The organism is Opitutus sp. (assembly GCA_024998815.1).
Lineage (GTDB): Bacteria > Verrucomicrobiota > Verrucomicrobiia > Opitutales > Opitutaceae > Rariglobus.
This window is the reverse complement of record JACEUQ010000002.1, coordinates 718,685-737,206: the sequence shown is the minus strand read 5'-3', so window position 1 is coordinate 737,206 and position 18,522 is coordinate 718,685. Positions and strand designations below refer to the sequence as shown.

The 18,522-nt window shown below is 62.8% G+C and carries 14 protein-coding genes and 1 pseudogene; 7 read left to right on the top strand and 8 right to left on the bottom strand.

The window, feature by feature from the left end:
• Nucleotides 1-16: 16 nt before the first annotated feature.
• From H2170_10990 to H2170_10980, 3 genes and pseudogenes are all read right to left on the bottom strand, one after another.
• Nucleotides 17-1,279 (bottom strand): beta-ketoacyl-[acyl-carrier-protein] synthase family protein, encoded by a 1,263-nt coding sequence (locus H2170_10990; protein ID MCS6300604.1) that lies wholly within the window; start codon nt 1,277-1,279, stop codon nt 17-19.
• Between the two features lie 80 nt (nt 1,280-1,359).
• Complete coding sequence (locus tag H2170_10985; protein MCS6300603.1) at nt 1,360-1,881, bottom strand: 3-hydroxyacyl-ACP dehydratase; 522 nt, start codon at nt 1,879-1,881, stop codon at nt 1,360-1,362.
• A 33-nt stretch (nt 1,882-1,914) separates the two neighbouring features.
• Nucleotides 1,915-2,325, bottom strand: a pseudogene (locus H2170_10980) (acyl carrier protein).
• Between the two features lie 147 nt (nt 2,326-2,472).
• Between H2170_10980 and H2170_10975 the strand changes: the two are divergent.
• Together H2170_10975 and H2170_10970 are read left to right on the top strand one after the other, a co-directional pair.
• Complete coding sequence (locus tag H2170_10975; GenBank protein ID MCS6300602.1) at nt 2,473-3,648, top strand: glycosyltransferase family 4 protein; 1,176 nt, start codon at nt 2,473-2,475, stop codon at nt 3,646-3,648.
• Nucleotides 3,645-4,733 carry a glycosyltransferase gene (locus H2170_10970; protein MCS6300601.1) on the top strand — a complete coding sequence of 363 codons (1,089 nt, stop codon included), beginning with the start codon at nt 3,645-3,647 and terminating at the stop codon, nt 4,731-4,733. Before H2170_10975 ends, H2170_10970 begins: the two co-directional genes overlap by 4 nt.
• A gap of 10 nt (nt 4,734-4,743) precedes the next feature.
• Here H2170_10970 and H2170_10965 read toward each other — a convergent pair whose 3' ends face one another.
• Nucleotides 4,744-5,439 carry a YggS family pyridoxal phosphate-dependent enzyme gene (locus H2170_10965; GenBank protein MCS6300600.1) on the bottom strand — a complete coding sequence of 232 codons (696 nt, stop codon included), beginning with the start codon at nt 5,437-5,439 and terminating at the stop codon, nt 4,744-4,746.
• A 68-nt stretch (nt 5,440-5,507) separates the two neighbouring features.
• Between H2170_10965 and H2170_10960 the strand changes: the two genes are divergently transcribed.
• Nucleotides 5,508-6,416: a LysR family transcriptional regulator gene (locus H2170_10960; GenBank protein MCS6300599.1), complete on the top strand. Its 909-nt coding sequence runs from the start codon at nt 5,508-5,510 to the stop codon at nt 6,414-6,416.
• Between the two features lie 366 nt (nt 6,417-6,782).
• Nucleotides 6,783-7,322: a TlpA family protein disulfide reductase gene (locus tag H2170_10955; GenBank protein MCS6300598.1), complete on the top strand. Its 540-nt coding sequence runs from the start codon at nt 6,783-6,785 to the stop codon at nt 7,320-7,322.
• Between the two features lie 486 nt (nt 7,323-7,808).
• Here the strand turns inward: H2170_10955 and H2170_10950 are convergent, their stop codons facing one another.
• The 4 genes from H2170_10950 to H2170_10935 form a co-directional block, all read right to left on the bottom strand.
• The gene (locus tag H2170_10950) at nt 7,809-9,458 is read right to left on the bottom strand and encodes a GH3 auxin-responsive promoter family protein (GenBank protein ID MCS6300597.1); all 1,650 of its coding nucleotides are present in this window, start codon (nt 9,456-9,458) and stop codon (nt 7,809-7,811) included.
• Nucleotides 9,455-10,573, bottom strand: coding sequence for an alpha/beta hydrolase (locus tag H2170_10945; protein ID MCS6300596.1), 1,119 nt, complete (start codon nt 10,571-10,573; stop codon nt 9,455-9,457). Before H2170_10945 ends, H2170_10950 begins: the two co-directional genes overlap by 4 nt.
• Before the next feature lie 826 nt (nt 10,574-11,399).
• On the bottom strand, nt 11,400-12,908 hold the full coding sequence (gene glpK, locus H2170_10940; protein ID MCS6300595.1) for a glycerol kinase GlpK: 1,509 nt from the start codon (nt 12,906-12,908) through the stop codon (nt 11,400-11,402).
• Between the two features lie 61 nt (nt 12,909-12,969).
• On the bottom strand, nt 12,970-13,203 hold the full coding sequence (locus H2170_10935) for a hypothetical protein (protein ID MCS6300594.1): 234 nt from the start codon (nt 13,201-13,203) through the stop codon (nt 12,970-12,972).
• Between H2170_10935 and H2170_10930 the strand changes: the two genes are divergently transcribed.
• From H2170_10930 to H2170_10920, 3 genes are all read left to right on the top strand, one after another.
• Nucleotides 13,202-13,990, top strand: coding sequence for an RluA family pseudouridine synthase (locus tag H2170_10930; protein ID MCS6300593.1), 789 nt, complete (start codon nt 13,202-13,204; stop codon nt 13,988-13,990). The two genes, H2170_10935 and H2170_10930, sit on opposite strands and share 2 nt — an antisense overlap.
• Nucleotides 13,991-14,564: 574 nt before the next feature.
• Nucleotides 14,565-17,717 carry a hypothetical protein gene (locus H2170_10925; protein ID MCS6300592.1) on the top strand — a complete coding sequence of 1,051 codons (3,153 nt, stop codon included), beginning with the start codon at nt 14,565-14,567 and terminating at the stop codon, nt 17,715-17,717.
• A complete protein-coding gene (locus tag H2170_10920; protein MCS6300591.1) occupies nt 17,693-18,457 on the top strand; it encodes a hypothetical protein in 765 nt (254 codons plus the stop codon). The genes H2170_10925 and H2170_10920 overlap by 25 nt, the downstream gene beginning before the upstream one ends.
• The last annotated feature ends 65 nt before the right edge of the window (nt 18,458-18,522 follow it).

The following is an 18,522-nucleotide window of genomic DNA, read 5'->3' as shown; positions in this document are numbered from 1 at the left end:
CAGCGCGCTCGACGGGTTAAGCCACCTGCTTGAGCACGACGCAGACGTTGGCCCCGCCAAATCCGCTGCTGTTGTTGAGCACAATGCGCGGCTGTTCGACCAGCGTGGTGCGGGGGATTTTTATGCCTTCGCAGGCCGGATCGAGTTCGCTGATGTGCGCCGAACCGGGGATGAATCCACGCTTGAGCGCGAGGGCGCAGAAGCCCGCCTCCATCGCTCCAGCCAGCGAAAGGCCGTGTCCTGTGAGCGCCTTGGTGCTGCTCATGGCGACGCGGGCGGCGTGTTCGCCAAATACGGTTCGAACGGCTTTACACTCGGCTGCGTCGCCCATCGGCGTGGAGGTGCCGTGCGCGTTGATGTGATCCACGTCGGCCGGGGTGACTCCGGTGGCAGCGAGCGCCTTGCGCATGGCGGAAATCAGGCCGGCGCCGTCGGGGTGAGGAATGGCGACATTGTGGCCGTCGGAGGCCTGGCCCCAACCGAGCACTTCGGCGTACGGGGTTACGCCGCGGCGCAGAACCTCCGCTTCGCTTTCGAGCACGAGTACGGTGGCGCCACCGGTGCCGACGAAGCCGTCGCGGCGCTTGTCGAAGGGGCGCGAGGCCGTGGCGGGGTCGGGGTTGAGTGACAGCGCGCGCATCGCCGCAAACGGCAGGATCGTCTCCACGTTGCCGTCTTCGGCACCGACCACGAACATGCGTTTCTGACGGCCGAGCGCGATTTCATCGATGGCGAAACCCATCGCGTGGGCCGAAGCGGCGCACGCCGAGGTGAAGCCCGTGGACGCTCCCTTGATTTTAAAATGCGCGACCAAGTTGAATTGCACCGTGCCGGCGATGCTGGCCACCACACCGAGTGGCTGGCAGCGCATCACCCCGTGTTGATTCATGCGGTTAACTTGGCGCGCCAGCATGCCGGGCGAACCCGCCGAGGCGGCGTAGAGGCCGGTGTCGTCGTTGGAGACGTCCTCGGGCGCGAGTTTCGCGTCGGTGATGGCCTGTTGCATCGCGCAGGTCGCGTAGAGCGCGTTCGGGCTGAGACTGCGCAATTGGTCGCGTTTTACCGAATACGGCGCGGGGATCGTCCAGTCCTCGGGGTCTTCGGCGTCGGTTTTGAAGTCGCGCACCGGGGCGGCCACTTTGACCGGAATCGTGTCGGCGGCGAATGCCGGATGGCAGACAAACCCGTGGCGCAGCTCGCGCAGGTTTTGCTCAACGACTGCTGAGCTGTTGCCGATGCTGGTGATAAATCCTAATCCGGTGATGAAGATACGAGGCATGGCTGAATAATTCGGTTTCCGCAGCGGAGCGTGTTAGAGCGGGGCTACACGGCGTGCGCCAAAAGCGGTGGCGGTTCAACTCACGCCGCAGGCGAAGGAGTCGTCGATGCGGCGGTTGCCGCAATCGGTGCGGGGGGCGAAATTGGCTCAGCTGCGGGCGTCGCTTCGGGCTCGGGAGCGGGAGGCGCGTCGACGATGCCGAAGGTCAGGGTGATTTCCTCGGCGCTGATGGCTTTTTCCTGGCCCACGCGAATGCTGCCGGTGTAAACGGCGAGCGGCTCTTTAACGCGTTTGGGCTTAAGCGTCAGGGTGAGCACGTCGCCGGGTTTGCAGACGCGGTGGCAACGCACGCCGTCGGTTGAGGCGAAGAAAATGGTGGCAACGCCCACGACCTTGCCGGCGTCCACGGGCAGCCCGGTGAGCAGGTGCAGCACGCCGAGTTGGCCCAGCGCCTCCAGCATGATGGAGGCGGGCATAACCGGGTTGCCCTTGAAATGGCCGGCGAGGAAAAACTCTTGGCCGGTGATGCGGTAACTGGCGGTGGCGAGGGTCGGGCTGACGCGGGCATCGTCGAGAAATAGAAACGGTGCTGAAATCGGCATGCGGTTGCGCAGTTCATCGCCGAGGATGACTTTGGCGGGCGCGGGAGGCGTCACCCCGCGGGCGCGGCAATCCACGAAAATCTTGATGTCGCCAATCGTGACCAGCCCGCGCAACTCGTCGTTCTCGATTTTGGTCTGGGTGACCTCTTCGACCAGCATGACGATTTCCATCATGGTGAGTGAATCCAGCCCGAGATCCTCGATGACGCGCAGGTCGTCGCAATCGGCGGCCAAGCGAGGGCGCAGTTCGGGTTCTACGAAACGCTCAATGATGCCGATGATGATCGCCGGGATGTGCTGGGGGGCGCCGGTCTGACCGTAGGCGACGGCGGCATCGACGGTTTTAGCCGAGCACCGACGCAGGCTTTCCCGTAACGCGATTTCGGCCTCGGCGGTGAGGGGAACGTGGGCAGGCGTGGCGGTGGAGGGAGCGGCGGACGACATGTGTTGGGCGGGAGGGTAAAATTGGCGGCACCAAGGTTACAAACACGGAACGCTGACCGGTGAATTTTATTTTAGTTACAAAAAAACAGGTGCTGGCGGGGCAGGGCTTGCCATCGGCGCGGATTTGCCTGACGAGCTTGCGCCTTCATGAATGATTCAGGCCCGCACTCTGTGTTTGTCATCACACACGAGTTTTTTCCCAAGCGAGGGGGGATCGCGACGTTTACCGAGGAGGTCGCCCGGGCCGGCGCGGCACTGGGCCACAAAATCGAAGTTTGGGCCCAGAGCGCGGCAGGCCACCCCGAAAAGCCCTGGCCGTTCACCCTGCGTCGGCTGCCTCTGGCTGGCACCCACAACCTGTTCTGTCGCCTCAAGCTCATCGTGCGGCTCATCCGTGAGCGCCGCCGGTTGCGCTACGCCACGGTTTATTTGCCGGAACCAGGGCCGATGCTCGCCCTCATGGCACTGCTGCCCCTGCGCACCTTCCGCCCTCGCCGGATCGTGCTCACCTTCCACGGCTCGGAAATCCTGCGCTTCCACGCTGACCCGGTGACCCGCTGGCTCACGCGCCGCCTGATTCGGCACGCGTTTCGCATCACCACGCTCACGCATTACACCAAAAACTTGTTGTGTGAGTGCTTCCCAGAGGCTGATGCGAAAACCTTCCTGACTCCCGGCGCGTTGCGGGATGATTTCGCCACAGTCGCGCGAACACCGGCGGCGAGCGCGGCGGCTGCAGCATCAGGCAAAGTCGTGGTGTTAACAGTCGGGCGGATTCACCCGCGCAAGGGCCAGTTGCTCGCTTTGCAGGCCTTGCAAGCGCTGCCGCCCGCGCTTGCCGAGCGAGTGGAGTATTGGGTTGCGGGCAGTGCGAATAGGGGTGGCTACGAGCGGACCCTGCGCGCAGCGGCCGCCCGGCCTGGCCCGAGTGTGCGTTTTTTTGGCAACGTAGCGGAGGAGGAACTCGAGCGCCTCTATGCCCGCGCGGACATTTTTGCGCTCACCAGCATCGATTACGGTCACAGCGTGGAGGGGTTCGGACTCGTTTATCTGGAGGCCTCCGCCCACGGGCTGCCGGTGGTGGCGCACCGGGTCGGTGGTGTGGCAGAAGCGGTGGTGGACGGCGAAACAGGTTTGCTGGTCGCCCCGCAACACCCCGCGGCGCTCACCGAGGCGTTCCGCCAACTCATCGAAGATCCCGTGCTGCGCAGCCGCATGGGCGTGGCCGGTCGTAGCTGGGCCCGCCGCACCAGCTGGAGCCGCGCCGCCGAGCTGCTGTTTTATCCCGGTGACGAATTGCCCGACGACCCTAGCGACGAATGATCATCTGGCTCCTTCAAGACCGTCTGCGCAGCGGCGGCACCGAACGGCAAACCGTGCTGTTGGCTCGCGCCTTTCACGAAGCCGGCCACGAGGTCACGGTGGTGACGTTTCGCCCCGGCGGGGTGCTGGCACCTACGCTCGGGGGCGTCCGGCAGCTCACGTTGCAGCCCATCGACACCGGCCTAAATTGGTTCGCGCCGGGGCTGGTGCGCGCCGCCCGAGCCGCCGCTCCAGACGTCGTGTTGTGCATGGGGCGGATGGCCAATTGCCACGCGGGTAAAATCGCCCGCGCACTGCCGGCCGTCACGGTGGTTGGCACCCTGCGCACGGGAAAACCCCTGCCGTTCCTGTTTCGCCGCTCGCTGCGGCAGGTGGCGCACATCGTGGCCAACAGTGGTGAATCGGCCGCCCAACTGGTGAGCGTCCATGCCGTCGCCAGTGACCGCGTTTCGGTGATTTATAACGCGTTGGTTTTCCCTCCGCTGACGTCGGTCGTCGTTAAACGCGATTCAGCATTGCGCGCCCGTTTTGGCGCCACGGAAGCGACTCGGGTGCTGCTGTGCGTGGGCATGTTGCGTCCGGAGAAAAACCAGCGCGCGCTCATTGAAGTGGCCGCCGGTTTCGGTGGCGAAATCCCTTGGCAACTCTGGCTGGCGGGCGAAGGTTCGGCCCGAGGCGAGTGCGAGGCGCTGGCTCAACGCCTTGGGGTGGCGGAGCGGGTTAAGTTTCTCGGTTTTCAAGCCGACCCGACCCCGCTTTATCGGGCGGCGGATGTGGCGGTGCTCGCATCGAAGGCTGAGTCGCTTTCCAACTTTTTAATCGAGGCGCAGGCCCATGGTTTGCCTGCGGTGGCCTACGCGGCGGGCGGCGTGGGAGAATGTATTCAAAATGGGGTCACGGGGGCGGTGGTGGAGCCGGGAAACGCGGCGGGATTTGGCGCGGCGTTGAGGTGTTACCTAGGTTCGGCCGAGCGTTGCGAGACCGCTGGCGTGGCTGCGCGTGCGTTCGCCCGGTCGGCGTTCGATCCAGGCCGCCAGGCTCAAGCCTACCTCGATCTCTTTGTGCGTCTGCGCAGTGTCCGTTGAGGTCCTCCGCTCAGCTGCGGCTGCCATAAAGGGCACTGCCGACGCGCACCTGCGTGCTGCCGGCGAGTATCGCCAGTTCCAGGTCGCCGCTCATGCCCATCGAGAGTTCACGCAGCGGCACCCCGAAGCGGGCCGCGAGGTCGTCGCGGAGGGTGCGCAACGTGGCAAAGGTGCCCGCCGCCACTGCGGGGTCGTCGGCGAGTGGCGCGATCGTCATTAACCCGTCGACGCGCAGGTGGGTTTTCCCCAGTGCCGCTGCCAATAGCCGGGGTGCATCCTCGATCTCGGCACCGAACTTGGCGGGATCACGGCCGGCGTTGATCTGGAGCAGGATGGGTAGGGTTTTCCCTAGGGCGGCGGCGGCAGCATCGAGCTGGTTGAGCAGTTTTTCGCTGTCCACGCTTTGGACGCGATCGAAGTGGGCGGCGGCCAGTTTGGCTTTGTTGGACTGAAGGTGGCCGATCAGCTCCCATTGGATTTTGGCCGTGCACTGGGGTTGTTTTTCCACGGCCTCCTGCACCCGGTTTTCCCCCACGGTGCGCAACCCATAGCGCGCGGCGTAGTCGGCGGCTGCGGCCGGGTAGGTTTTGGTCACCGCCAGCAGTTCAACCGACGCCGGATCGCGTCCCGCCCGCAGGCAGGCGGCGGCGATTTGCGCGCGAACGGTATCAGCCCGCTGTTTAAACGACTCGTAGGAGGGAAACATAATGAGCCTAGTTTACGGGGTTGATTTAATAAGATTTGTTTATACCAAGCAATAAGCACCCAAGCCTCATGCAAATCGAAAACTTCAAAATCTTCGCGGATCTGGTTGAGACGAAGAGTTTCTCAAAAGCGGCAAAAATTAATGCCATCACGCAATCAGCCGTGAGCCAGCAGGCGCGGGCAATGGAGCGGCATTTTAAGGCGCTGTTGATCGACCGCAGTCAAAAGCAGTTTCAACTCACCCGTGAGGGTCAGCGCGTGTATGAGGCGGCCAAGGAGCTGCTTCACAGTTATGACAAGCTGTCCAGTGAGCTGCAGGAGATGAAGAAGATCATCAGCGGAACCATTCGTATTTCGACGATCTACTCGATCGGTCTGCACGAGCTGCCGCCCTTTATTAAGCGTTTCCTGGTCGATTTCCCCTCGGTCAACGTGCGGGTTGAATACCGGCGCTCGAACCTGGTTTACGAGGACATTTTGCACAACTCGGTGGACTTCGGCCTAGTCGCCTTTCCGGTTCGCACCCGCCAAATCGAGCAGCTCCCGTTTCGCGACGACAGGCTGGTGGTTATCGCCCATCCCAACCATCCGCTGGCGCAGTTTAGCGAAGCTGGTGTGGATTTGAAGCAACTTGCAGGACAACGCTTTATCGGGTTCGACCCCGATATTCCCACGCGCAAGGCGGTCGATCAGATTTTCCGCGAAAACAAGCTGGATATCGATCCGGTCATGGAGTTCGACAACATCGAGACGGTGAAGCGCGCCGTGGAGATCGATCATGGCATCGCGATTGTGCCCCAGGCCACCGTTCTGCAGGAGCAACAGCAGGGTACTCTGGTGGTTATCCCATTTAAGAACCAGGAGTTCACTCGTCCGCTGGCGATCTTGCATCGCAAGGGACGGGTGCTGACCCCGGCGATGAAAAAGTTCATCGAGACGCTGGGAATGAATATGACAGAGGTTGAAGAGGAGGTGTGATACCATTTTGCATTCAAACGCATTAAAACCCGACCACTACCGTGATCACGTCAGTAGCGACCCATCATCCAACCTTAAAACAACCGGATTTTTAACCACTAATGAACACTAAGATACACTAATCAAGAAGCGACGAATCCCTTGTTTTTATTGGTGGAAATTAGTGTTCATTAGTGGTTAAAATGGTTCGTTTGTATTTCTTTGATCGCGAAATGGTATGAGTCGGGGGCCGACGGCGGCCCTACCAGTCTTTATTTGAGTGAGCAGGCGCAGCCCGATGATTTCGGTCTGCGCCTCGTTTTTTTTGGCTGTTTGTAGCGTCGCTTGACGCAGGGATGAACCGGGATTCTCTGGAGAACTTACTCCATGAATAATCTTACGAAAACGGGATGTGTGGCATTAGCGCTGGTCGCGGGCTTGCTGGCCACCGCAGGCGCTCAGTCTTCGGCTGCGGGTCCGGTGCCGCCGCTGTTAGCGCGTTCGACTTTGCCGGTGCTGGGCAAGGCCCCGGCTTGGGTGCTTCGCGACGTCGAGGGACGCGAGGTCAAGTCGAGCGATTACAAGGGCAAGGTCGTGGTGGTGGATTTTTGGGCGACCTGGTGCCCGCCTTGCCGGAAGGAAATCCCCGACTACATCGCCTGGCAGAAAAAGTACGCCGATCGCGGCCTGGTGATCTTGGGTTTGTCGTTGGACGAAGCTCCGGCATCGGTGGTGAAGGCGTTCGGGGATAAAATGAAGATTAATTACCCTCTCGTGATGGCCGATGCGGCTACAGCTGAGGCCTTTGGCGGGGTAGAGGGGTTGCCGACCGCGTTTGTCATCGATCGCGAGGGCAACATTCGCCACCGCAAGGTCGGGCTAAGCGATCCGGCCGCCTACGAGAAGCTCATCGCGTCGCTGCTGTAGTTTGGGGGGGGGCATGAGGACAGTGCACGAGTCAGTGGGAGGGCCCACCTCCGTGTGGGCTGGATCGGGTGCGGCCCGAAAAGTAGCGCAGACTTCCAGTCTGCCTCGGCGGCGGAGCGCGTAAGCCTTCGGAGCAGACTGGAAGTCTGCGCTACTTGGCTGCCTAACACGGACGACACGGAGGTCGCCGCTCCCGGTTTTCTGGTTTTCAGCAGGTTGCCGTCCTCGGAATTAAGCTCCCTTCTTTATCGCGCTTGAGAGTAAGGGCCCGCCGAAACCCCTAACGGCGGGCCCCCCTGTTTTTCTACGCCGGCGATCAAGCCGGCCTCATGTTACCCCTAAGATCTGGCCGCTTGCGACCAGCCCTGTCGACATAGGCTTTAGCAGCCGTTGTGCCAACGATCCGACGGCTTGCGGGTTGATCACTTTTTTGTCGCACACCGCACGCGCCCGCGCCTCTCGCCTCGGCGGCAGGCGAGGCGTTCGTCAGGCTTCGCTGTGAAAGCGGGCCACTTGGGCTAGGCCGTCGGCGATTTCGCGGTCGCTGCGGCAGCGAGGGGTTTTGTTTTGGCCACCCCATTTGCCTTTGCTGCGCAGCCACTGTTCGAACACCCCTGGCATCACCAGCTTAACTACGGGTGAATCTAGGCCGCCACCGTTACGCTTGGCTTCATAGTCGTCGTTGAGTCGCTTTAACTCCACGTCGAGCTCGACGGCGATGACCGGGCCGGTGGGTGTTTCCGTCGTGTTGGGCTTCAGTTCCACCCACCACTCGTGGCGACCTCGGCGTTGGCCGGCTGCGCTGTCGCTAAACAGCGGGGCCACATGGAAGTTCACAATTGTCCAGCCGTGACGCTGGCAGACGGCGATCAGGGCGTCGGTGAGCTCTTTTTCGATCACATGCTCACCGAACGCGCTCAGCTGGAGCGCGGTGCGCCCCACGTAAACCAGGCGCGGAATGTCGGTGGAAATAAATCGCACCACGTCGCCGATCACGTATCGGGTGAGCCCGGCCGGGGTGCTCAGCACGAGCACGTAATCTACCCCGGCGCGCACGCCAGCCAGGGGCACGGTGCGTTCGCCGAGGTTTTGCAGGTTGCTGGGTTGGTAGTCCTTGAGCGGGATGAACTCGAAAAACAGGCCGACGTCGGTCATTAGCCGCAGGCCGAGTGCCGATTCGGCGTCCTGGGTGGCAATAAAACCCTCGGAGGCGGGGTAAACCTCGTGAAAGTTAACACTGGGGCCGATTTGGGCGCGCAGCTCTTCGATGTAAGGGCCGACGGGGACGCCGCCGTGGATGAGGCATTCCAGATTCGGCCAGACCGCTTGCAGATTGGCCGGAGTGTGGTTCGGGGTGGTGGCGCGCGCTTTGACCGTTTCGGCAAGAATGAGCATCCAACTGGGAATGCCTGCCAAAAGCGTGACGTCGCGGTTCCACGTGCGCTCGGCGATGGCTTGGAGCTTGGAGGGCCAGTCGGCGACTTGCGCAATCGACTTGCCGGGCTCGTAAAGGTGCTTCTCGACCCAGCCGGGCAGGTTAAGCGCGGTGATGCCGCTCAGGTCGCCGGCGTAGGCGGCCTGGTGCTTGGATTCCTCAAGCTGGGTAAGGGTGGTCGAGCCGCCGAGAAACAGGTGTTTGCCGCGGAAAACCCCCGTGTGGCCGACGCGTGCTGTGTAATAAAGCAGCGAGTCCAGACCGGCCTTGCGGAAGTGCTCCAGCATTCCCTCGGTGATCGGCAGGTACTTGGTGCGCCCCGCGGTGGTGCCGGAGGAGACCGCATAAAAACTGCAATGCCCGGGCCACAGCACATTGGGCTCGCCGGCCTTCATGCGCTCGATGTGGGGGATGAAGCCTTCGTAGGTTTGCAGAGGTACGCGCGACTGAAACTGGGTGTAGGTCATACGGGCCTCGATCCCGTGCAAGCGGCCGTAAGCGGTGGCTGCGAGTTGCGTGCACAAACCCGCAAAGGTGCGCTCTTGTGCGGGCACCGCGTCCTTGCCGTCCCTGAGTTTACGCGCAGTGCGCGTGGTCAGGAAACTGACGCCTACGGTGAGCAGACTTCGCGTCGGGGAAAACATACGGGGCGGCTGGCGATTAGGCAGCTTGGCCCGGGGGGCGGTCGCAAGTGTATTCATGCGGCGAGAGGTAACCGGCGGTTTTTAATGGTACCGTAAAAACGGCCGATGGGGGGCAGGAAATTGCCGATGTGGAAAATTAACGAGGCGTGTTGCACCCGTGCGCCGGAGGGGTTGGCCAGCGTGCGGCACTCGCTACGCGGAAAAAAGGCCCGGTGGGCGGCGGTGAACGCGAAGCGGGTGGGGGAGCGCGAATCGATCACGGAGTCCTCGTCTTCCGCGAACAGGATCAGCACCGGGGCTGTGCTCAACGGCAGCAGGCGTTGCGAGAAATAGTCGTTTGGGGAGGTGAAGCGGCGCAGCGCCCCCATGCGTTCGCAGGCACCTCGGGCGTCTATACGCGCAATGGTGTCCATCACAGACGTACTCAGGTGCTCCATCTCGCCTGGGGTCATGAGCGTGGCCAGTGCCGCCTTGTTTTGCACCCCGGCGCCAAACATGCGGGTGAAAATGGTGCGCGATTTTTCAATCAGGCGCGGGTCAACCACCCCATCGACGGCGTCGAGGTAGGGTTTGACCGCGCGGCCGAGCAGGGTGGCCGGTTTGGCCTCGCCGGGGGCCAGCAGGTCTTCGATACAGCCGATGGGGCTCACGAACACGAGGCCGGCAACGTCCGCCTGGCGACCGGCCAAACGGGCGCGACGCAGCCATTCAAGGATCAGGCCGGAGCCAAAGCTCACCGAAAAAATCACCGGCGGGGTGCCCTGTCGGCGCGCGAGGTCATCGACCAGGTCGTCGAGTTGGGCGAAAAGCAGGTCGGCGGAAAAGCCGTGGCGCGGGTAGTTAAGATAAAACACACTGCCGCGTTTGAGCAGCGAGCCGCGCAACAAAAAGACCTGCTCGGTGGCATCGGGCACGAAGCCGCCAAGAACGATCGTGGGCACGTCGCCTTTGCGCTTTTCGTGTAAAAGCGTGGCGAGCTGGTGCGGACCTGCCGCCGCCGAGGCCAGTACCGCGTGTTGGGCGGTGCGGGTGAGCGGTTCGTAGGGAACCGGCCGGGGCGGGCGCAGCTTGTAGCCGGTGGTGCGGATGAGCGTGCGCAGCGGTTGCGCGGGCGATATGCGTCCGAAGGCGGCAAGCAGGGAGAGGGCGGGGGCGAAACTCAGCGCGGTCATAAAGGTGTGGCTAGTCCTGATGCGCCGCCTGTAGCGGTGCGCAAAGGCAAAGCGGCCGCGTAACGCAATGTTCACACATGCGAAACACAGTCGTAACATTGTTCCGGTTTTTGGCGGATTGTTCCCCTCCGCAGCGCACTTCGGCGTCCAGCTTCCAAGGGCGCGATCCCCGATGCAAAATGGCGTGCGAGTTGAGGGCTACGGCCACCCTGAGCTCACGCTCAATGCCACGTGCAGTGTTTTCGCCGGCAGCGTGGCCTTGAGCGTGAGCTCAGGGTTTTTAGCCAAAGGCCCTGGAGTTTGGCCCCAAAACGAGTTGAGATCCGTCCCCCCAGCTAAGGTAGAAGCGTACCGCATGTAGCAACGGCATGGGTTTCGATGCGTTCGTTGACGTGCGGGTGGCAGTTGCGAAGTCTGCGAAACTCTCCGGAGTGATCAGCTCAGATCGCCATACATGATGCGCAGCACCTGTGTGGTTCTTGGCACGAGTTAAACGGCCAAACTCCAGACCTTGAGCTCACGCTCAAGGCCACGTTCGGGCGGGTGCGGCCTGGAGTGTGCCTTTGCCTGGGTGGCTTTGGCTCGGTGTGGCTTCGTGCGTGAGCACGAGGTGTTTTTTCTGGCTGCGGTGCGCCGAATCCTTGAGCTCACGCTCAAGGCCACAAGGAGTGTGTTCGCGAAGAGTGTGGCCTTGAGCGTGAGCTCAAGGATTCGGCTGATCTGCGTTCGACTAGTCAGGGGCCAAACTCCAGAGCCAAACGCCCTAAGACCCAATTTTGTCGGGGGCAGCTTGAACGCGAATGGCGATAAGTCCGATTTGCGCGCGCTAGCGCCCCGAGGTTTTAAACGCCCGCGCCGCGCCAACGGCCAAATCCCAGTCCGCGCGCAGCCGGGCGATATCCTCGGTTGATCGCTGGGGCGTAAAGGTGCGGTCGATCGTCCAGTGGCGGGCGATTTCCTCGCGGTTGGACCAGAAGCCGGTTGCCAGCCCGGCCAGGTAGGCCGCACCCAGCGCGGTCGTTTCGATGCAGCGCGGGCGCACGACATCCACCCCCAGCAAATCCGCCTGAAACTGAAGCAGCGGGGCGCTGCGGGCGGCCCCGCCATCCACGCGCAGTTCGCGCAGCGGTAGCCCGCTGTCTTTTTCCATGCAGCGGATGAGATCGGCGGTTTGCAGGCCGATGGCCTCTATCACGGCGCGGCAAAGCTGCGCGCGGTTGGTCCCTCGGGTGATGCCGACCATCGTGCCGCGGGCAAACGGGTCCCAGTGGGGCGCGCCCAGTCCGGCAAAAGCAGGCACCAAAAAAAGTCCGCCGGCGTCGGGCACCGATTCGGCCAGCCGGTCGAGCTCGGCGGCGTCGCGCACCAGTTGCAGCTCGTCGCGCAGCCACTGGATGGCCGCCCCGCCGATGAATACCGAGCCTTCCAGCGCATACTCGGTGCGCCCGCCGATTTTCCACGCAGGCGTCGTCAGCAGGTGGTGGCGCGAAACCACCGGTTGATCGCCGGTGTGCATCAGGGTAAAACAGCCGGTGCCGTAGGTGTTTTTGGCCATGCCGGGTTGAAAGCATGTCTGGCCAAACAGCGCCGCCTGCTGGTCGCCCGCCACGCCTGCGATGGGCACACCCGTGAGCTCCGGCAGTTCGGTGCCAACGTGTCCGTAGATTTCGGAGCAGGAGCGGATCTGCGGCAACAGGGCGCGCGGGATTTCAAAAAGGGTTAACAGCTCGTCGTCCCAGTCGCCGGTGTGGAGATTACACAACAGGGTGCGAGAGGCGTTAGTCACATCGGTGGCGTGCACGCGCCCGCCCGTGAGCTGCCACAGCAGCCAGCTGTCCACGGTGCCGAAAAGCAGGCGCCCCGCCTCGGCCCCGTCGCGAGCGCCCGGCACGTTGTTTAGAATCCAGCGCAGCTTGGTGGCGGAGAAATACGGGTCGAGGCGCAGGCCGGTTTTGGTGGTGACCCCGGGCTCGTGGCCGTCGCTGCGCAGTTGCGCGCAGTCATCGGCGGTGCGGCGGTCCTGCCAGACGATGGCATTGTAAACGGGTTGGCCCGTCGCGCGGTCCCAGACCAGGGTGGTTTCGCGCTGGTTGGTCAGGCCGATCGCGGCGAAGTCGGAGGCGGGCAGCTGGGCGCGGGCGAGCACTTCGGTGATGACGGCGCGTTGGCTGGCCCAGAGTTCGCGAGGGTCGTGTTCCACCCAGCCGGGCGTGGGGTAATATTGAGTGAACTCCTTTTGGGCAGCGGCGACGATGCGGCCGGAGTGGTCGAAAATGAGGGCGCGTGACGAGGTGGTACCTTGGTCGAGCGCAAGAATGTGGCGGGGGGAGCTCATGGGGCGGCGGGAGAAAATAAGTGAATTTGGATGTTAACCGGTCCGCTTCGTTCTCGTTCTCTTAATCGTTCTCGTTCGTCAGGAAGAGCGGAATTGAATCGGTGTGCAAGGTCGGGGCGCGTTTGGTCGGCATCGGGCGCGAGAACGAGTAGGAGAACGAGAACGAGAACGATTGCGGAGGGGCGACCTCCGTGTCGTCCGTGTTGCTCTGCGCGCTCACGCACAAGCAGACACAGCGATGTGGCTCCGAGCTTGCGCGATGGGCCGAGTAGGCATCCCATGCGTTCCCGTCCATGCCCATTCCTCCTGTAATTTACGAAGACGACACGCTCATCGCGTTCGACAAACCGAGTGGCATGCTGGTCGCGCCCGATCGCTGGGACAAAACTCGCGAAAACCTCATGGGGCTCATTCACGACAAAATGGGCCATGAGGTGGCCAACGTGCACCGCATCGACGCCGACACCAGCGGCATCCTGCTGTGCACGAAGCAAAAGAGCGCCCTCGATTTTGTCAGCGGCCAGTTCCAGTCGAAAACGGTGGCCAAAGTTTACCACGCCCTGTGCGTCGGCCTGCCGGCCCCCGAGCTGTTTGACCCTCTCGACGAGGAGGATGCCGAGGACCTGCCCGCCCCGCTCGGCGCCGACGAATTTTTGATCAACCGTGATTTGATCGACGACGAGACCCAGCCGGGCCGCATGCGCACCATCCGCAAAAAGGGCAAAGCAAGCCAGACGATCGTCAAAGTGCTGGAGCGTTTTACCGGGTTTACGCTCGTCGAGTGCCGCCCGCTCACCGGCCGCACGCACCAGCTGCGCGTCCACTTGCAATACGTCGGCATGCCGATCCTCAACGATCCGTTTTATGGCGACGGCGTGACCGAGTTAAAACTCTCCAATCTCAAGCGTGGCTACAAAGGCCGTGTGGACGAAAAGCCGCTGATCAGTCGCCTGGCGCTCCATGCCAGCCGCATCACGATCAAACATCCGGTGGGCAAGCTGCCGGTGACGATCACCGCGCCGCTGCCCAATGAGTTCGAGGTGGCGCTTAAATACCTGCGCAAGTTCGCGGCGCTGAAGTAGGTCGCGGATTGCTGCTCATTCCCGTTCAAAACGAGGCCCTCAAGAATCGGGTTTTGCTGGTGATTGCATGCCAGTGATCGAGGGAGGGCCCACCGCCGAACGCGGTCGCCGCGCTGCGGAGCGGTTGAGTGGGGCGTGGCGGTTGAGTGGGGCGGGGGGCGGCGGCCCAAAGTGTCACCTATTAGGTGACACTTTGGGTTGGGGGGCGATTGGAGGGGGGGGCGAATGCAAAGTACGACACGGGTTCTGACGCGCCTGTCGATGCTCTGCGAGGACACCGTTGGACTGGGCTCCGGTTGGGGCCGTAGGGCCTACATCCGTGTGGGCTGGGCGAACACGGCCTGAAAAGTAGCGCAGGCTTCCAACCTGCCTTCCCGTTCGGGCAGACTGGAAGTCCGCGCTACTTCACTGCATTTGGCGTGATTGCGGCCTGCGGGCGCACCGTTTCGGGAAGTCGCTGTCTTTTACCGGACAACCGCCTGCCCTGAACTTGAATGTGTTAACCACTCCCTTTCCCCGCGCTAAACCGCTGCAGGCTGCCGATGTACAGCGAGGGCGGTTTTCGAACGGTTTTGTGCTCATCATTACGATCCTGTTGATGTCGTTGCTGGTCTTGGTGGGGGTGTCGTTTGCCGCGTTGACGCGAGTGGAGATTCAGCTGGCTGCCAATCAACAGGCCCAGTCTCTCGCCCAGCAGCACGCGCTCATGGCCCTGAATATCGCGATCGGCCAATTGCAGAGCTATGCCGGTCCGGACGCGCGCATCAGTGCGCAGGCTTCGGCCGTGGATCGGGCTGCCGCGAACCCGTGGTTCACTGGAATTTGGAGCGCCAACTCGCCGGGCCTCGAACCGTTGGTGTGGCTGGTCAGTGGCAACGAGGTGAATCCCCTCCTCGTCGGCCCTGAAGGCGACTTGGGGAGAACCTCTGCTGCTGGCGCCGAGGCCGTGATTTTGGACTCGGCTGGCTTGGCGATGAACGGGCCTGGTACGGCAAAACCCAATACCGTGCGGCTGGTGGGAGCGGGGGCCGCGCGCATGGGCGGCGGTGGCTTGGCCGACGGCTCCGTCGTGGTGCCGGGAGTCCCGATCAACCTGACGCCGCCGGGGTTCGCCTCGGCCAAAACCGTCGGCCGTTACGCGTACTGGGTGGGCGACCAGGGCGTGAAGGCCTCCGTCGGTCTGCCGGATCGGACGGGCGAGGTGAATTACCCGCCGTGGGTGACTTCGGCGGTGGACGACCAGCGCAGCCGCATCCGCCAGCAAATCGCGACCGCGCCGAGCTACTTCCGCAACGTGGCCAACGACCGCTCTGGGTTTGATCCGTTGGATGCGCAAAATGACCCGCTGCGCCATCGCCTGCTGGAGATCAATCAGTGCCAGTTCTTAACGCCCGTGGCGTCCAGTGCGCCTTTGGGCGGGTTTCTGCGTGAGCATTATCACGATTTCACGGTGCGCGCTGTGTCGGTCCTGGCCAACACGCTGCCGGATTCGCAGGCGCACCGCGGGTTGTTGCGCGACCTTTCAGCGCAGCCGGCGCTGCTGGGCAACGCCTTTGCGGCTTTCGTGAATTACCCCGCTTACATGGAGGCGCCCAGTGAATCCAATTCCGCCGTTCCGCCCATCACTACGACGGCATCTTCAAGGCGGCGCTATCACCTGTTTCCCACTGTGGCGACGGCTGCGAGCGTCGAGGCGCCGGCTCTTGAATTTGGCGTGTCGCCGGTGTTGGCGAGCTTCCTGATTCAATTTCGCGTGCTGCGCGCGGGCGGCTCGGTACAGGTGCGCTCGCGGCTCTTCGTCGAGTTGTGGAATCCCTACACCGCCGCCTTCGTGCCGCCGGCCGGCCTTGCGCTGGAGATCACCGGACTTCCGCGCATTCAAATCACCGATACGGGGCCGGGCGGGGCAACCGGGACTTTTGATCTGCAGGCGGTGGGCGCGACATTGCAAGGATCCGGCGGATCGCCCACGCCGATGCAAGTTCAGCTCCCCTTCACGGTTGGCGCGCAAACCGACCGGGCGTCCTGGTTGCCGGGGCGCCTTTATGCTTGGGTCACCGGCACCGGCTCCGCGCCGACGGCCAATCTGACGTTTTATTCCAAAAACCTGTCGGCCCAAGGTTGGGCTTACAGCTCGATGCCTCTGGCGGGCACTTCGGGTGCGCTGCAGGTGGCCACCGACTCCGCGCCCGTTCTCACGGTCAGGCTCAAATCGGGTATCAACTTACTGGCGACTTACACCTCGCCGACTTTTCCGGCGCTGCTGGTGCCCAACGTCGAAGATCCTGCGACGAGCGGAAATTGGGTGTTCGCTTACGGCTTTCGACTCCGGCAGCCGAGTTCGTTGAACAAGGAGCGCGACTGGCTTTCGGCGGCGGCCGGCGATTTCAGAAACCAGTCCCCGCCGGCGAGTGTGTTCACCGCGTTTAATGAAACCCTCGACCTCGATCCCGAGGCGTATGTGGGGACGCCGGCCACCAGCATGGGGGTTAATAATTTCCTGCTTTACCGGGCTGCGGGCGTCGCCCTGGGCTCCACGCGTTCCGCCAACAATGACGCGCCGGTGTTCGAGTTGCCGAGGTTGCCGTTGTTGTCGTTGGGCGAGTTGCAGCACCTGCGTTTCACCGCCGGCCGTCCGTTTGCGTTGGGCAATGCGTGGGGCGCGGCGGTGACCGACCTGCGCGGCGGCACGGTCAACGGCTGGTTCGACCGCTTTTTCTTTTCCGGGGTGCCCTCGGCCGGTGGCGCGCCGGATTTGTTAAACGGGGTTCCTTTACCCAACGCCAATCTGCTGCCGGTCGATAGCCGGGCGGTTCGGACTGCGCCTCTCTCTCTCGATGTCGTGCGCGATGGCGGCAGCGCCTACACCTCGCGGTTCTTGCTGCAGGCGGGCGGTTTCAATGTGAACTCGACGAGTCCGGCGGCCTGGCGCGCGGTGCTTTCGGGGGTGCGCTTCAGTGCGGCAAAACCGTTTCAGCGCATGGTGGTCGACGAGAGTGCTGTACCTAACGACTGCACGGGCAGTCAGGCGGGGGTGGGGCAGGGGGGCGCCGACGAGACGTTGAACGATGCCACGCTCGCCGAAGGTGCGGGAGCCGGCGGCCCGGCTTTTTTTCGTTTCCCTCAATCGGCGCAGGAAACGTATGCGGATTCCAACGCCGCGATCGACGGGCTCCTTTCCAAGAAAACCTTTCGCGCGGGCCTGCGCGGGGGCAGCGACAGTGGCGCAACGCACCTGCTCACCACCGCACAACTTGAGCTGATGGCGCAGGCGATCGTGGGACAGGTGCGCACCAAGATGGCGGCGAGTGGACCGTTTCGAGGCATGGAGGAGTTTCTCGCGCCGCAGGCGTTTTTGGGCGGGGCCAGCGTGCTGGAAAAGGCCATTGCGGATGCGACGATTAATCCAGCGAACCTCAGTGCAAATCCGGTGCCTGCGTTCACTGATCCCGGCTTCAACTCACTCACGCTCACACCTGCCGATATCATGACCGCTTTGGCGCCCTACTGTCGCACGCGATCGGATACCTTTGTGGTCCGCGCCTACGGCGAAGTGATCAATCCCACGGCCGCGACGGTAACGGCTCGGGCTTGGTGCGAGGCAACCGTGCAGCGTTTTCCGGAAACCGTCGCGGCGGACGATGACGTGCTCGCGCCTCGGGTGGATGGCTTCGGCCGCCGGTTTAAAATCACTCAATTCCGATGGTTATCCCCCTCCGATATTTAATCAGTCTTTGGACGCTCATCCCCGTTTTCGTTCAGGGCCAGGCCATGCCGCCGCCCGAGGTGACCGTGCAGTTCACGGTTTTTAGCCGCAAGCGATTGGAGGGGTTGTGTTACCTGCCGACAAAGCTATCGCAGCCGATGAGCTTGCGGTTTTTTACCCAAAATAAATCGGAGCGGTACCGGTACACGGGTTCGGCCGATGTGGCGTTTTATGCGGTAGAAGATTGGGCACGATATGCGCAGGTCGGGGTGGTGGCGGTCCCCCTCGTGAAGCCGTTGCCGCGCCCTGTTGCGGTGGCGACGCTGCCAAGCGGAATGAGGGAGGCGTTGCTGTTGTTTATTCCGCTGCCGGAGACGCAGCCCGACGGTATCAAGTTTTTGGTGCTTCCGGTGGACGATGATCCGGCGCGCTTTCCGGTGGGGCACATCGCGGTGGTCAACGCCACGGGACGGCACTACACGGGGCAGGTGGGGCGTAAGGTTTTGGACCTGCCGCAGGGTGTCGGGAGCAACGTTTCCGCCACGGGGCCGGTTGATTTCCGCCTGGCCTGCTTTGATGGAGGGCAATGGGTTTTTGCCGGCCATCATTTCCTTAATGTTGGGCCGCGTACCCGAGTGCGTCTGGTTCTGTTTCCGGCGACTGCGCCGACGGGCGTGGGGCCTGTCATTCGTGCCCTGGTGGATGAGCCTCACGACAAGACAGGGATGCTGACTGCCGCACGGTTGGCCCCGGGGAAATAGCTGTGCGCCGTGCAACAATGGGCCTTCAACGCGTGGTCGCGTAACGGTGTTTGCAGACTTGCCTG